This window comes from Joostella atrarenae (genome assembly GCF_021764745.1).
Classification (GTDB): Bacteria; Bacteroidota; Bacteroidia; order Flavobacteriales; family Flavobacteriaceae; genus Galbibacter; species Galbibacter atrarenae.
The window spans coordinates 1-15,521 of the sequence record NZ_JAETXX010000005.1 but is presented as its reverse complement, the minus strand read 5'-3'; the positions used below and the strand labels follow the sequence as shown (position 1 = coordinate 15,521).

The 15,521-nt window shown below is 31.4% G+C and carries 9 protein-coding genes and 1 pseudogene; 4 read left to right on the top strand and 6 right to left on the bottom strand.

What is annotated here, in order from left to right; genetic code table 11:
• Positions 1 to 824: 824 nt before the first annotated feature.
• On the bottom strand, positions 825 to 3,107 hold the full coding sequence (locus JM658_RS09130; RefSeq protein ID WP_236958949.1) for a GH92 family glycosyl hydrolase: 2,283 nt from the start codon (positions 3,105 to 3,107) through the stop codon (positions 825 to 827).
• Positions 3,108 to 3,319: 212 nt separating this feature from the next.
• On the opposite strand from JM658_RS09130, the gene JM658_RS09125 reads away from it, so the two are divergent.
• Positions 3,320 to 5,833: a hypothetical protein gene (locus tag JM658_RS09125; RefSeq protein WP_236958948.1), complete on the top strand. Its 2,514-nt coding sequence runs from the start codon at positions 3,320 to 3,322 to the stop codon at positions 5,831 to 5,833.
• A gap of 440 nt (positions 5,834 to 6,273) precedes the next feature.
• Here the strand turns inward: JM658_RS09125 and JM658_RS09120 are convergent, their stop codons facing one another.
• The 5 genes and pseudogenes from JM658_RS09120 to JM658_RS09105 all read right to left on the bottom strand — a co-directional run bounded on the left by JM658_RS09120 (position 6,274) and on the right by JM658_RS09105 (position 10,675).
• Entirely contained in the window at positions 6,274 to 6,939 is a 666-nt protein-coding gene (locus JM658_RS09120) for a hypothetical protein (RefSeq protein WP_236958947.1), read from the bottom strand.
• Positions 6,940 to 6,951: 12 nt separating this feature from the next.
• A pseudogene (locus JM658_RS17255) lies at positions 6,952 to 7,263 on the bottom strand (HNH endonuclease signature motif containing protein); the annotation flags it as partial.
• Between the two features lie 5 nt (positions 7,264 to 7,268).
• Positions 7,269 to 7,763: a helix-turn-helix domain-containing protein gene (locus tag JM658_RS09115; protein ID WP_236958946.1), complete on the bottom strand. Its 495-nt coding sequence runs from the start codon at positions 7,761 to 7,763 to the stop codon at positions 7,269 to 7,271.
• 1,027 nt (positions 7,764 to 8,790) lie between these two features.
• Positions 8,791 to 9,885 (bottom strand): hypothetical protein, encoded by a 1,095-nt coding sequence (locus tag JM658_RS09110; protein WP_236959125.1) that lies wholly within the window; start codon positions 9,883 to 9,885, stop codon positions 8,791 to 8,793.
• Positions 9,886 to 9,976: 91 nt separating this feature from the next.
• Positions 9,977 to 10,675 carry an RNA polymerase sigma factor gene (locus JM658_RS09105; RefSeq protein ID WP_317207867.1) on the bottom strand — a complete coding sequence of 233 codons (699 nt, stop codon included), beginning with the start codon at positions 10,673 to 10,675 and terminating at the stop codon, positions 9,977 to 9,979.
• Positions 10,676 to 11,226: 551 nt separating this feature from the next.
• On the opposite strand from JM658_RS09105, the gene JM658_RS09100 reads away from it, so the two are divergent.
• The 3 genes from JM658_RS09100 to JM658_RS09090 all read left to right on the top strand — a co-directional run bounded on the left by JM658_RS09100 (position 11,227) and on the right by JM658_RS09090 (position 14,459).
• Positions 11,227 to 11,520 (top strand): hypothetical protein, encoded by a 294-nt coding sequence (locus JM658_RS09100; RefSeq protein WP_236958945.1) that lies wholly within the window; start codon positions 11,227 to 11,229, stop codon positions 11,518 to 11,520.
• Between the two features lie 573 nt (positions 11,521 to 12,093).
• Positions 12,094 to 12,759, top strand: coding sequence for a hypothetical protein (locus tag JM658_RS09095; RefSeq protein ID WP_236958944.1), 666 nt, complete (start codon positions 12,094 to 12,096; stop codon positions 12,757 to 12,759).
• A 35-nt stretch (positions 12,760 to 12,794) separates the two neighbouring features.
• Entirely contained in the window at positions 12,795 to 14,459 is a 1,665-nt protein-coding gene (locus JM658_RS09090; protein ID WP_236958943.1) for a restriction endonuclease, read from the top strand.
• The last annotated feature ends 1,062 nt before the right edge of the window (positions 14,460 to 15,521 follow it).

Below are 15,521 nucleotides of genomic sequence, written 5' to 3'. Positions count from 1 at the left end.
TTCTATAAAAACTAATGGTCCGATTATTTAGATTCCGAATGTATAATAGAGAGGTTAATTAACGGATAATTAACACTTAATAATAAATTAATTATTACTTAATTTTATTAAAAATGCATTTATTTAAAATTAATTTGAGTGTATGGGATAAAAACTAGCTAAAAACTACCATAATCTTTTATTTTTAAGACTTTCAACATATTACACCATCTCTTTATTTCCTCTATTTTTCTATTTTTTTTTAGATAATTATCTCCTTTTTTAAAGTGCTGAATCGTCTTATCTTTTTATAAATGACAATAGGCTACTTTTTAAAGAAGTCTTTTATCTAAATCACTCAATAATCTGAATTCTTTACCATGAATACAAGGTTTGAATTCTGCAATCCGCACACACATATAAAGTATCATACCCTATAAATGTAAATTAGCATTATTAAAATTCACGCTTAGCTTTTACTTTATATTGCAATAGAATTTGATTTAATCCGTAAAAATAAGTTAGTATAGCAATGGAGTGTATTAATTAAAGGTTCAACTTAATTAATGTGAGTACCGATTTACTTTTAAGTTAAAACCTGACCATTATCAAATGTCTCTTATATAAGATAAAGTAGGCAGGCATATGATCAACATTATGTTACACAGAGTTATCTGTTCACTGAAAATAAAACATATCTTAAACACTTATAACTATGTATTAAACTAATGACTAATGAAGTGCATGCAGATAAATTTTTGATTTAAAAAAATACCTTCTAAGAAACTTTCATTCCTAAGAAGGCACCACATTATGATTAAATAATAGTTTGTATTTTCAATTCATTACTCCCTTAACTCAATAGCTGAAGGGGGCTCGTTCTTTATATTTGCTCCCCATTCCTTATTTGCTTTTTTTCCCATAGTAACTTCAAGAGCTCCTCCATTTATAATATCACTATGCGTAAACCATGGCTTGTTCCATTCAACGCCATTTAATTTTGCAGATTGAATGTATTTATTATCCTCACTATAATTTTCTGTAATAATTTTAAAGGTCTTTCCGTTAGTAAGGTGTATACTTGCCTCTTCAAATACTGGACTTCCAATATTATATACGGGTATTCCTGGAGTAACGGGATAAAACCCAAGCTGAGAAAAGACTACAAATGCCGTCATCCCTCCACCATCTTCATCTCCGGGAACCCCCATTAAATCATTTCTAAACCATTGCTTTAATAGATTTCGGATTCGCTTTTGAGTCTTCCAAGGTTGCCCAGCATAATTATAAAGGTATGGAATATGCAAAGAAGGTTCGTTTGCCATTGAAAACTGACCAACATTACCTGTATGATCTGGCAATTGAGCATAAAAAGCAGACTTACTTCTACCCAATGGTTCTACAAACATAGCGTCTAGGTTATTTATAAATGCTTCTTTTCCTCCCATTAAGCCAATAAGATCCTTAATATTATGTGGAACATCCCATCGGTATATCCAACCGTTGTTTTCACCGTAATACTTTCTGGCTCCCATACCTCCCGAAAACTTATAATCAAATGGCTCTATAAAAGACCCCTCTTTATCTTTAGGGTGAAAGAACTTGGTTTCTGGGTTAAATAAGTTACGGTAATTATAAGATTTTTTTAAAAACGCCTCTCCTTCTTGTTTTTTATCTAACTCGAAGGCTATTTGAGATAAACACCATTCATCATAAGAAGTCCCCAAAGTAACTGCAACAGGTTGTCTACTCTCAAAAGAGTGAACCTCAGGAACAGTTTCTTTTTCTCCCTGCTGAAGGGCTGGAAAATATCCTTCTTTTTTATAAAATTCATCCAACTCGCCCGCTGGCATACCAGACCAAGGAGCTAGTGTTTTTTCAGTTATTCCATTCTTACTAGCTTCATAAGCTTTCAATAAGTCAAACCCATGTAATCCCTTTCTATATGCATCAATTACAGAGGCAACACCGTGGTTTGAATTCATTCGTCTACTATCTCCAGTTACTTCAGGGAAAGTAGGCATCCAAAAATTATCCATTTGCTCTGCCATTCTTATAAAAGAATTTATAATATCTTCTTCCCGCTTAGGATCTAATAAAACTCGAAGTGGATGTTGTGCCCTATAAGAGTCCCAAATCCAATCATCTGTATAAAAAGGTACTCCTTCATCTTCGTGTATCTTATTATCAAAAGCACTATAATACCTACCATCCTCAGACAAACATACAGGACGTTCGAAAGTACGATATAATGATGTGTAAAATATCTTTAATTCATCTTCACTTGTACCTTTCACTTCTATCTTACCCAAAGCTTCATTCCATATTTCTCTCCCTTCCCGTTGTATCTCATCTATATTCTTATATGCAACTTCTCTTTCAAGGTTTTTGGCTGCTTGGTCTTCATCTATAAAAGATATACCGTAACGCACTGTAACTTTAGCATTTTCCTTTGGGAGTTTCAAAATTAAATTAGCATTGTCTCCAGAGCTGGTTACTCCTTTTACCAATTCATTATTGGCATTAAGAGTAAATACAGCTTCTGGCACATTACTTAATTTCATATATAAGTATACCTTTGTATTATTTTCAATAATTTGAAACCCTGTTAGTGCCGTTCCATCCCAATTTACTTCTCCATTTTTAGAGTTGACAACCAGAAAAGGTTCGTCTTTATTTTCAAAATCTATATCATACAAAGCAGATTGATGGGAGAGTGCATAGTTAACAGAAATCTCTTGCTCGTCTAAATATACCTTATATGAATAAGGAGTAATATTCTCATTATCGTAACTGTATTTAATAACAGGCTGAATTTCCCTTTTGGTTCCTTGATATGGACTTAAATTAAAAGCCGAACTTCCCCTGTGACTTGTGATCATCAATGGCAACCCATTTAATACATCTCCAGTATAATCCCCTCTTTCAGGATAAACTCTAAGCATACTATTAGGTAAATGAATGGTAGGAAAGGTAGGTACTAAAAGGTGACTTATATTCCCAATATAAGGATTTACATAATCTATAGGAGTTTTGTGATTTCCTTCTTTTACTCCTTTTTTACAAGAAACCCATATAAAACTCATAAACACAATAAAAACGGTTGCAATTCTAATTACTTTATTCATTTGATATTTTTACTTATTTTTCAACTAAAAAGTTAAGTGCTGTACTGATATCAAAAGTATCCCTAGACTATTAATTAAATAATAATTAATGATTAATAATCGCATAAAATTGAAATAATTAAATAATTCCTTGATTTTTTTTTACAATTTTATAATTTTCGCAACATATTTTGCTTCCTAATCAAATCAAAAAAATTAACTTGGCTGCTTATATGAGATCTACTATTTGTTTATTTTTTAGTCTGCTATTTTTTTTCCATTTATATGGTCAAGAAAATGGAAAAGATGGTCTATACTTTTCTTCGCATGAAGTAAATCAGGATTTAAGAACTTCCTTAAATATTTCTCCTAACGGCCCTCTATCGTTAGAAGGTGGTTTTCGCATAGAGTTTGATGCTAAATTTAGACAAGGAGACGGTTACTATGGAAACATTTTAAAGATTTTTAGTGGGAATGATTTAAATATCGATTTAGTATCTCATCTTATTCAAGACAATTCAAACTTTTGGTTGGTTGTAAATGATGCAATAGTTTTTAAATATAAATGGGCTGATATTCCCAACAGTGGTTTATACAAATGGTTAAAGTTTAAACTCGAAATAAACCAACTGGATAAATCCGTAATGTTTTCAATTAATGGGAAACAATTCAAAACCACTTCTGATAGTATTGTAAACATAAAAAACTACCATATTATTTTTGGTAAAAGTGATTATGATAACCATATTACAACTGATGTTTGCCCTATGAGTATTAAAAACATTCTATTGTTTGACAGTAAAAATAATCTAATAAGAAACTGGCCTTTAGGAAAACACACTAAAACAAACAAAGTTTTCGACCTTATAAAAGAAAAAGTAGCCATTGCGCAAAATCCCAAGTGGTTAATGGATGAACATATTTTTTGGCGGAAAGAAAAAACTCTAAAGTTTAATAATCTTTTAGGTACAGCAACAAGTCAAGAACTAAATAAAATATTCTTTATTGATAAAAATGCAATATATATTTATTCTCTTAGCAATAATAGTATAGATACACTTTTGTACAAGGGAGCTCCCTACCCTTGTGAAGCCAATACCTTTATCTATAATAAACACAAAGATGAGCTCTGGTCATATTCTTTTGACAGCCCTAAAATTAGCAAATTCAATTTTAGAACTTCTAGCTGGTCATTAAACACCCCACAATGTGAAGAAACCTCATTTTGGCATCATAATAAATTAATCTCACCAAGAGATAGTTCCTTGATTACATTTGGAGGATATGGCCATTATAGCTATAAAAACACTTTTAAAGTTCTTTCTAAAAACAAAACCGCATGGAAGAATAAAAACAAAAATGAAAGTTTACCTCCTAGATACTTAAGCGCTGCTGGTATTATAAACAATGACGAGTTTTTAATTTTTGGTGGCTTTGGTAGCATTACTGGAAATCAAATGGTTAATAGTCATAATTTTTATGATTTGTATTCTGTAAGTTTCGAAAAACTAGACGTAACAAAAATATGGTCTATTGAAAAACCCGAGTTTGCACCTTATGTACCATCAAATAATCTACTTATAGATAAAGAAAGTAACACCTTTTACACTTTAGTTTTTGATAATACTAAGTTTAATTCTAGTTTGAAATTGGCTCAATTTAAAATTGATGAATATAATTTAAATATATATTCCGACCCCATCCCATTCAAATTTGTAGATACAAAATCTAACTCCACATTAGTATTAAATTCTGAAAAAAATAAATTAACAGCTTTAACTACCTTTGAAAATGAAGTTAACTTATCTTCCATTTCGTACCCTCCCTTATTGGCAGAAGAAGTTTTTATTGATGAACCTGTGAATAATATAATTATTAATGTATTAATGGGACTAGGGTCTATAGTATTACTTTTTTTAAGCTACTTCCTCTGGACGAAAAAGCGAGCACAAAAAGTAAAATCAGAAAAACCTTTAAAAATAACAAAAGAAAATACAAGTATTAGTAAAATAACTAAGAGACAGAAGAGAAAATATTTAGCAGTTTATATGTTTGGAGGTTTTCAAGTTTACGATAAAGATGGTATGGATATAACTGCATCTTTCACACCCAAAATTAAACAGCTATTTATTTTAATTTTATTATCCGGGGTAGAAAATGATAAAGGAATTACCTCTAAAAAATTAATATCTCTTTTATGGTCTGATAAGGCAGAAAGCAGTGCCAGAAATAATTTAAATGTAAATTTAAGTAAACTAAGGATTTTAATTGATCAAATAAGCAATATTGAACTAACAAACGAAAATACTTATTGGAAATTAAATATCGATCACACAATTTATTGTGATTATCTATATGCCGATAATATACTGCGATCTAATAACGATATTAATTTATCTCAAGAAGATTTAAACAATTTCTTGGAAACTATCTCTCCAGGGGTAATCTGTCCAGATATAAAAGAAGAATGGATGGAAAGCATGAATGCTGAAATAACTAATAAAATAATTAATAAATTAGAGATTCTATCTAGAAAACATAACGATCATGAGACTCTTATTAAAATAGCTGAAATTAATTTAAAACTAGATAGTTTAAATGAAGAAGCCATTATACTTAAGTGTAAAACATTGTACAGAATGGGAAGAAAGGGATTATCAAGAAAATATTATGATGAGTTTTGTGAAAGTTATAAGGAAATCTTGGACACAGAATTTCATTTAAAATTTAAAGATTTAATACATTAATATATTCTTTACTTTGTTAAATACAAAAAGCCATTTTACAAATACACTGTTATTTATAACCTCCTGGTTGAATCATTTTGATAATTAAATATTTAAGGTTTGTTTATTCTAATTTCTTCCTTAAAGAAAGTAGCGTACTGGCGCGGCCCTACTAATATGTATTATAGTGCGAAGTCAATGTTTATATGGGCTTGAAGAAATTTAGAAAATTATGAGTTTTGGTTTTTCATGTAAAAACGCTCTCTGTCCAGTCAAATTAGCGAATTTCTAATGGAAAAATAAAAATTGACTTTGTCAAATGGGGCTTAGAAACATATTTTTCTCAAGCAAAATAGTATTAGTTCTGATAAGGATTTGGGGGCTTTTTTTTATGGATTTAAATACTCAGGTGCAATAGTCAATTTTTTGGCGGTTCGGCATATCATTTTTACTTCCTTTTTTTAACAATAATCATCTATCGAATCTCCGCCTGACCACTCAAGTCCTTGTACAAGTGTAAATTGTTTTTCTACTCCGCCTTTCTGGACAAAAGTTCCGAGACTATTATGAACGAAAATGTTATTTTGATAAGTTATCTCTGCTAAAGAATAAGGCTTTATTGGATTTCCGTCACCGCTCTTACACATAATCCATAATGTATTCACATCATTGGAAATTGCAAAACGTTCAATAATCGAACTCGTATATTGATTTCGGGAAAATACATCTCCTACATTTAGATTTTTGGCATAGGCAGTTATTGGATTAACAGTATTTTCTTGCGGACAGCAAGGAAATTCAGTTGATGTTTTCCAATTTTGAGCTTTTTGAACAGCATTAGAAGTTAGCGAATTTATAAACTCTGGTTCTTCCTCAATTTGTATTTCAGGTAAATTACGATTGAATATCCATTCTCCTAATGTTCCGTCTTTTGATGATTTGTCGCTTTCTGCCCACGCTAATAACCTTTCTCTACTTGCCTGTGCTTCTTGTTTACTGACTGTACACATCCATTCATAATTTGGTTCTTGAAATTTGTCCCGAAATTTAGAAGGGTCGGTAAGAAATTCTTCAACACTACAACCGCAAGTAGCCTCAATGCGTTTTACTGTGATTGGATTAAGCAAAACGTTCTCTAATCTTGTAACCCACCTAAGATTGTCAGGTAGATTATTTTGTTTGTTTGTGTCAATGTGGTCAACAACGTGTTCTCTTGTTGGCGATTCTCCATGAAAAGCTGTTGCCACTATTCTGTGAATACGAACTGATGCAATTTCTAAATATCCTGTCCTGCTGTTTAGTTTTCCAAAAGTCCATTTATTGTCGGTCGGTCGAGTTCGTGTATTGAATGGAGCGTGTCGTAATACAGCACCATTATCCCGAACAGAGTAATGCTCATTTTTATAATGGCATTCCTGAACGCCATTATAAGTTTCAAGTAAATTTTCCACAGTGATTACATTTGATTGGGTACAATATCAATATGGCATCCTAAAACAAATGCTAACTTGGAAAGAATATCAAGCCCAACGGAATATTTACCTTGTTCAATTCTACTGAGATTTGCGGCGTCTATATTTGCCAGCTTAGCTAAAGCTTTTGCTTCTATTCCTTTTTCTTCCCGAATTTGGCGGATTTTTCTCCCTATTCGGGCTCTTTCTCCTTGTCTGTTTCCGGAACTCATTCCCATAAATGACACGCCATTTAGCATTAAATCACGCCAAATATTGTCGGTCATTATTTCTTTGTCTTCAGAGAAATTTTTATCAAAAACATACTCTACCATATGTAGTTGATAACGACGAGTTTCTTCGTTGGTGTATATCCCAATTTGAACGAGTACGGAAAAAACCTCTCCATCTGGTGCAATTACCTCGACCATTTTGTCATCAATAATTGTTGCTTTTGACTTAAATTCAGTCGCCAAAAATTTTTCAAGTTCTGTATTCATAACATTTAATGCCGCATTTAAAGTGTTGCCACCACTTTTAAAAGTTATAAAGCAAATATAAAAATAAATTCCTTAATTGGCAAATTTGACAATTAAGGAATTTAATGTATTAAATAGTTTCTCTTATTATTTACAGGATTGGAGCACAACACTTTTTGGTACGGCACATTTGATTTACTTTCCCAAAGTCGTATACATCGAACAACAAAATAGGGAGCAACTGATTTTCAAATTATGTTGTCTGGAAAACTTTGTCACGTAGGAGCGAAGTTTGAAGAGCAAGAGGGTAACACGCTAAAGCGATGTTACTGATTTTCATTTCCTCGAAATTCCCTTTGTTTATAGCGGTTTTCAGCGTTTTCAGTATCTTTTAGATTATTCCTGTTTACTTTTTTTTGCAGCAAATCCCTCGCTATCTCTAATAAATAGGCTGTTTTTTGCTGCAAAAAGTATGATTCCGCATGTCTGTTCTATATAAATTTCAGATGTATTTTAAGAAAATTTCTTGAAATGAATTTAGGTGTTTTCGGAAGGTTTTTTACTAAAAAATGCGCTCAGCCTTTTAAAACTAGGGTATTTTTTAGTAAAAAATGAATAGGAAGCCTTTTTAGACTTCCTATTAAATTTGTAGTTGAGAGAACTTTAAAAGCCTGCCTAGCTTCAATGTAGAATTTTTAGCTAAACGTTTCTTATCTCGAAACATTATAGTATTTTAATAGCTCTTATAAATCCCATTTTAAAAAGATAGTATTAGTTATGGTAAGATTTAGGGGCTATTACCATAACCAACATAATAAACAAGAAACCCATGCCATTGTATATGTTACTCATATATTGAAGTGTTATTATTATCAATCAATAGGTTTGCCTAAATCGGACCCTTAATGTATATGCTATTGGCATTTAGTTAATTTTATGGTTAACCCCATTTATTTAAACAGGTTTTTTGTTGTAAATGCTATTGGCATTTAGTGAGTGTTATGGTTAACCTCACCTTATGGGTGTACAAGCACCCTCTATAAATTTTTCAACCTATAATAAGTTCGATACCTGCTTTTTCAGCCTTGTATTTTATCTTGGTCATTAGCTTATAATAGCTCCAGTTTCTAAGCACAAATTCTTCTTCCTTAGCAATTCCGATCTTGTCCTCTTGATTCAATAAAATGAGTGTTCCTGCCTGATGTTTTACACAAAAATCAATCAACCTTCTGCTGTATTCATGCATGCGATGGGATACATAATTACTTTCTACACCATGAAATTTGTCTACTGCTTTGATCTTACGCCTCCTTCCTTTTCCCGATTTGCAATAGGTAGCACCTACCTGAGCTCTTTTTAGCGATGCCTGTATGGCTAGCCTTCTATACAGGAACTCTTCCCGGCTGCCGATGGTAAGTTTGGCTTTGCCGGATTTTACAACTATAGGATATTCCAGGGAAAGTGAGGCTTCTGCTATGATCTCCGGTTTGAGACAATGCTTCTCTTTTTCAATTTCAAAGGTTGCCAACCAAAATATTTTTTTGCCTTTTAGTTGAATATGCGAAGTACACAGCTTGATATCCCCTTTTAATAAACGCTCTAATAGTTTCCGTTTGTCGGTAAAGTCCCTTCCTAAATAGGTTTTAAATGGAATTTTAAAGAATCGAAAGTAAAATGTCTTTTTCTCTTCATCATAGGACAGTCTTCTTATGTCCCTAGGTCTAAATGGAAACGCCATATCTCTTTTAAAGTTATCTACCGAACGTAACCCCTCCCAATATTCAGATTTATTTTTATTAAAAGTAGAAAGTATCGTGTTATTCAAACTTGCTAAAATATCGGTTGGTATTTCACCTTTAAAGCGATCCGATACCATGCGACAGGTAGCGCCGATGCGGGAATATTGTAAGATGCCATCTTCATCTTTTTTTTCATCGACAAGTTTATATTTGACCCCTTCAGATAAATAAAAGAAATCCTTGATCATCTCCTGTATATACATATGGGAAACAATAAGGTTTGCTGCCCTATAGCATCTGTTTCGCCATTGGCGGAGTTTACTGACCGCCTCCTTTCTTTCTTCTTTAGGTAGGTCAACTTCTATCTGAATCTTTCTGGTGAGTATGAGTGTCGATTTTTCCATAGCTAAGCGGATTTTAATTGTTTTCCCTCTAGCTCTTGCCATAATTTATAGGCTGCTACAAATTCTTTATGCACCTCTTTTTGGGATAGATTCAATCGTTCAGCAATAGATGCAAAAGAATGGCTTTTTCAAAGCGTAATTCCAATATTCTTTGCTGTTTTTCACTTATCACATCCAAAGTCTTTTCTTCATTATTAACGCATTTTTGCTCATTTATAAGTGCATTTCCACGGTTGATAATGGTTTTTAATTCTTCTATCGCCCTTTTTACCTCGTTACTGGTTTCAGTCATACCTATTCCCATAACCTTTCCAATAGCTTTATAATGAAAACCATATTTTAAGCAGAGTTCAATCAGATGTTTCCTCTTATCACTTAACATAGGTAATACCCTTTTAATTTGGTCAAATTTCATTTGTTCCACTTCATGATCTCGTAAATGCTCATAATCATTTAAAGGATCATCCCCTATCATATAATCTTGGTAATTGTTGTACTTGTCCAATGAATAAATATTTCTAAAAAATTTATTTCTGGGTTTACTGTAATAAGTAAAGCATTCCTTTTTCATCACAAACTTTAAGAAAAAGTAAATATGTTTGGGTGTTTCTATCCGATCTCTACAAGCCCATAGTTTTAAAAAAACATCCTGGACTAGGGTCTCTATCACAAATTCATCATCAAGCCATCGCTTGCCCACCCAAAAGATACTTCTGTTGTACTGAGCATGAATTTTCACTAAAGCGTCAGGATCACTGTTTTTTAATAATTCAAAATTACTGTGTGACATAATAAACTTTACTTTTATTAAATGCTAAACCACTTGGAATCAGCAAAGCCATGCAATTTCCTAGCCTTGTAATGACAAGGAATATCAACATTTAATTTATTAATAGAAGCATGGCCGGATACCATGAAAAATGAAGTATGTGAATTATAGGATTAAAAATATCGATTACCGGAATTAAAAAATTGTAGTTGAGTATCCTATAATTAAAAATATCATATTGGGTTCTTTGGTTTTTTCTTAAATAGAATGTCAAATACACTAATTCCTATACCATAATTACTTATGAATATGTATTTTAAATTAGTCTGATTGGCTTTTGGATTTTTCATTATCCAAATAGTTTTTAATTTATCAAAAATAAATACAAGGATTCCCTTATAAGTGAACCTCATTCAAATAGTTGAATACCTAACTCTCATTAATGAAATCAGTGAGAGCATATACCTTCGTTTTTCGTAAAAAAACTATTTATGAGATAAATATAATAAAAAAATCTTTAATGAGAGTGTTCGCTCTCATTAAAGATTCAAATATTTTTTTCATTTGTGTTAATGGCTAGCAAAAACGCAAATAAAAGTAAAGTTTATTTTTCCAATAAATATGTATGTAAGTTTATTACTGAAGAATGGTTTACTTCAAATGAAACGAGCACAAGAAAATATGGGAAAATTTATGGTGTTAATTATCATGTAATAGAGAAAATCCAAGAAGAGGATGGGTATAATATCCCATTATCCACATTAAGTACTATGTGCTTCAATCATGGAATTAAATTATCAGATTTTTTTAAATTGGTAGAAAAGAAGTATGGGAAATTTTTAAATGATGGATACGAATACAAATAATTCTGAAACCATAGAACTAATTAAAAGCAAAAATTAGCCCTAAATATCTTATCGAACAGACTTATGTTGCGAGGTGGCTTATATATTTACAACATAACTTTTTAATATTAAATTTTTGTCCCCTTTGCGACCTTCGGGAGTAAGCAAGATGTTTTTGTGGTAACAAAAACACATCTTCAAATTCCCTTTCATATGGGTTATTTTCCCTTTTATGGTTTTCCGTAATGGTAATATCCTTTTATTAATTAACTTCGATATTAGAACAATAAATTTTAGGCTTTATAGATTTGACTAAGTAAGGATATAAAAACCGCTTGTTAATTTATAAAAGATGATTAAATTGTCATCAAGTAAGAATTTTTAACTTTTTTGTGGAAAAGAATAAACCTAAAAATAACCTATACTCCCGCATAGCCATCGAATTTGTTTGCGTAAATGGATATAAATTCTGTATATATTTGTGCACCATCTTGAATGAAAAACCCATACAAAATACATCTTACCAAATTTTTTGAAATAGTTACCGATTTCAAACACACATCTAACCGACTAAATAAAGTCTTGTTAAACGATGTGAAGAAATACACATCAGAAGATTCTAAATATTTTTCGGGAACATCCCTTGTTATTGGAGATTGGACAGGTCCAACTGAAAATGGTTGGAAAATAAACTATCATACAGGTGTAAATAAAACTACATTCAAAGAAAATTATTCTAATGAAATTAATAGAGTACTTTCAAGAGAATTTGCATTTGCTTTTTCACAATGTTATGAGGCATTAGAAACTCTTTTAAAAGACTTTGTTTTTATTAAAATTAATACCGATGAAGCGTTTAAAAATTCTTTACCCAAAAACACAGACTATTCAAGGCATCGCTCAAAAGGTGGTGAAGACATTTTTAAATTAATTAAAAAAGCAGGAGGTACAAGATTTCAAAATTATTCAAAGAAAAATAACACCAATTTTAAGTTCAAAGAAACATTTAGAATATTCTCTGAAGTTCGACACGCAATAACACATTCACAAGGAGTATTAAAAACCTCCAAAATTCCCAATAATGACTATTATAAAAGGCTTTTTGAACATTTGTTACCACTAAATGAGCTAAATGAAGAAACGGTACATTTAAAATTTAACCATAAGACGCTTAACCAACTTTTAGTATATTTAGCCGAATTTGGTTATCAGATATTTAAAACATTTAGTGAGGAAGATAGATATGATTGGAAAATGTAATAACACTAAATACGACTGACTAAGAATATAGAAATATGAAAAACAAATTACACTCTATAATAACACGACACGAATATACTCGAAGTTATGATATAAGGTATGTTTCCGAAATTCAACATTTAGGATTAGGTAAGTTTAGGGTCCTAAAAGATACTGATTCATATATTTTACGCAATAAAATCAACTCGCAATTTAAAACTTGGGATGATCAATGGGAAAGGCAAGAAACAAAAAGGATAAAAGGCCTAAAGCGAGCAAAGAATAAAGCAGTTGCTAATGAAGAAACATTAGAAGCTCAAAAGACTCTTGAGGATTTAGATAATATTTTATTCCATACACTTGAAATTGATGACACTATAGATTGGTCTACACTCAAAGACAAATCAAAATTTCAAGAACTAAATCCTAGAAAGTATATAGATAGTGAGTTAAATAACATACCCCCTCCGACAAAAGAAAGAGATGCTATCAAACCCGAAGAGCCAAACCCGAATATGTTTAAGCCAGAATTAAGTTTGATTGATAAAATAATTTCATCAAAAAAAAGGAAAAAGACAGAAGCTGCCGAGAAGGCCTATAAAGAAGCTCTTGATAAATGGAAATCTGAATGTAAACAAGTTGATATCCAAAATCAAAAGAAAGATGAAAAACTTCAGCGCGAAACCCAATGGTACAACGCTGAAGTTGAAGCAATAAACAGTAAGTATGACAAACTTGAAGAAAAATGGAAAAAGTGTGAAAAAGAATTTTATATTGAACAAAAAGAAGCCAACATTAAGGTAGAGAAACTTAAACAAATCTACCTAAACAAAGATAAGGATGCAGTTTTGCATTACTGCGAGATGGTACTAAATAATTCGACCTATCCAGAATATTTCCCAAAAGATTTCGAGTTAGAGTATAATTCAGAAAACGGTATAATTGTTATTGAATATATTCTTCCAACTTTAAATGATATGCCAACTTTAAAAGAGGTAAAATATATAGCGACGAAAGATGAACTAAAGGAATATCATATTTCTGAATCGCAAAAGAGAAAAATCTATGATGAGGTAATTTACAAAATAGCGTTAAGAACTACCCATGAACTATTTGAAGCAGATGTAGTAAATGCTCTAAATTCTGTTGTATTCAATGGTTGGGTAAATTCAACCAATAAGGCAACAGGAAAACCTGTTAACAACTGTATTGTTTCGTTAAAAGCAGATAAAGAAGAATTTGAAGATATAGACTTATCACAAATTGATCCCAAAGCTTGCTTTAAAAATTTGAAAGGAATTGGAAGCAGTAAACTAAATGCCTTAGTTGCTATTCAACCAATTATACAAATTGAAAAATCGGATAATAGGTTTACAGACTCATATGATGTTGCTACAAATATTGAAGGTGAAAACCTTGCATCAATACCTTGGGAAGATTTTGAACATTTAATAAGGGAGTTATTTCAAAAAGAATTCAGTGGTAATGGCGGTGAGGTTAAGGTAACCCAAGCGAGTAGAGATGGTGGTGTAGATGCTGTCGCGTTTGACCCAGACCCAATAAGAGGAGGGAAAATTGTAATTCAAGCAAAAAGATATACAAATACAGTAGGTGTTTCGGCCGTGAGAGATTTATACGGAACAGTCTTAAATGAAGGTGCTACTAAAGGGATTTTGGTTACAACATCCGATTATGGTCCAGATGCTTACACTTTTGCCTAAAATAAACCGCTAACTCTTATGAACGGAGCTAACTTATTATATCTATTAGAAAAACACGGACATAAATCAAGAATTGATATTAAAGAAGCAAAAAAAATACTGAAAGAAAATAATAATGAATAACACCTTGTCCAATTGATAAAAAAAGGTATACAGTGACTTATAAAAAGCTTGACCTAAAGTTTTTGTATCTATAAAAGTAATAAGGCTATTTGGAAAAGTTTGCGTGTGCTGGCCGCTAACTTCCATTGTAGCCTTACCCAAATTTTAAGCTTACCTAGTTTTTAAAAAGTAATATCTAATAATTTTCATATATTTATAATATTTAAAGAGAGTAAATCATATTCCCAAGGTTCTTTATTTGGCTTTAGTGTGCAAATAGGTGTGCATAAACAAATGAAAATTACAGAATAGCAGTAGTAATAAGGGTTAAGGCAGTTTTAAGTTAAGCCTGCCACCCCGACTAAAAAGGTTATTATATGAAAATATAATGACCTTTTTTTTTATTCCATCTTGCCACCTATGAAGGAGACACTTATCATTACAGCTCATTTATGTTGAATTCCTAAATATAATGGATATATCCATTTCTTAGGGTCACTTTAAGCCTACACAAGCTCCACAATAAACTTTCCTATCGAAACTAGAAATAATGAGAACTGATAAGCCTATTTAATATTGAATTTATCTAGGTTAGAAGTTTTAAACTTATCATATATGAATCACTTTCCAAGAACAAGCTATTAGTATTAGAGCAATAAAGCGTAAAGAGATTACTAGTGATGAAATCAATTTAAAACATACAAGATTTCAAAATCAAATACTATGAAGAAAAGCTCTAAAAACTCAGTAGAACCTTTCTAACGACCATACAAGTAAATATTCAAATAGCTAGCTTATGCTGATTCTAAATATCAACAACAAAATGAATAATAAACATATAAATGATAAGACAATGAAGTATAATCATTGATTCTTCCAGGAAGAGATGCTACAGAATGTGCTAGGCAAGTATAAAGGCAACTTTGACAGAAGACTGGTGCCTGCTTATGGAAATCTAAT

What these genes read in the sequence shown, in the direction of transcription:
- JM658_RS09130 (WP_236958949.1), bottom strand. Translation starts at nt 3,107, where the DNA reads ATGAATAAAGTAATTAGAATTGCAACCGTTTTTATTGTGTTTATGAGT.
- JM658_RS09125 (WP_236958948.1), top strand. Translation starts at nt 3,320, where the DNA reads ATGAGATCTACTATTTGTTTATTTTTTAGTCTGCTATTTTTTTTCCAT.
- JM658_RS09115 (WP_236958946.1), bottom strand. Translation starts at nt 7,763, where the DNA reads ATGAATACAGAACTTGAAAAATTTTTGGCGACTGAATTTAAGTCAAAA.
- JM658_RS09110 (WP_236959125.1), bottom strand. Translation starts at nt 9,885, where the DNA reads ATGGAAAAATCGACACTCATACTCACCAGAAAGATTCAGATAGAAGTT.
- JM658_RS09105 (WP_317207867.1), bottom strand. Translation starts at nt 10,675, where the DNA reads ATGTCACACAGTAATTTTGAATTATTAAAAAACAGTGATCCTGACGCT.
- JM658_RS09100 (WP_236958945.1), top strand. Translation starts at nt 11,227, where the DNA reads ATGGCTAGCAAAAACGCAAATAAAAGTAAAGTTTATTTTTCCAATAAA.
- JM658_RS09090 (WP_236958943.1), top strand. Translation starts at nt 12,795, where the DNA reads ATGAAAAACAAATTACACTCTATAATAACACGACACGAATATACTCGA.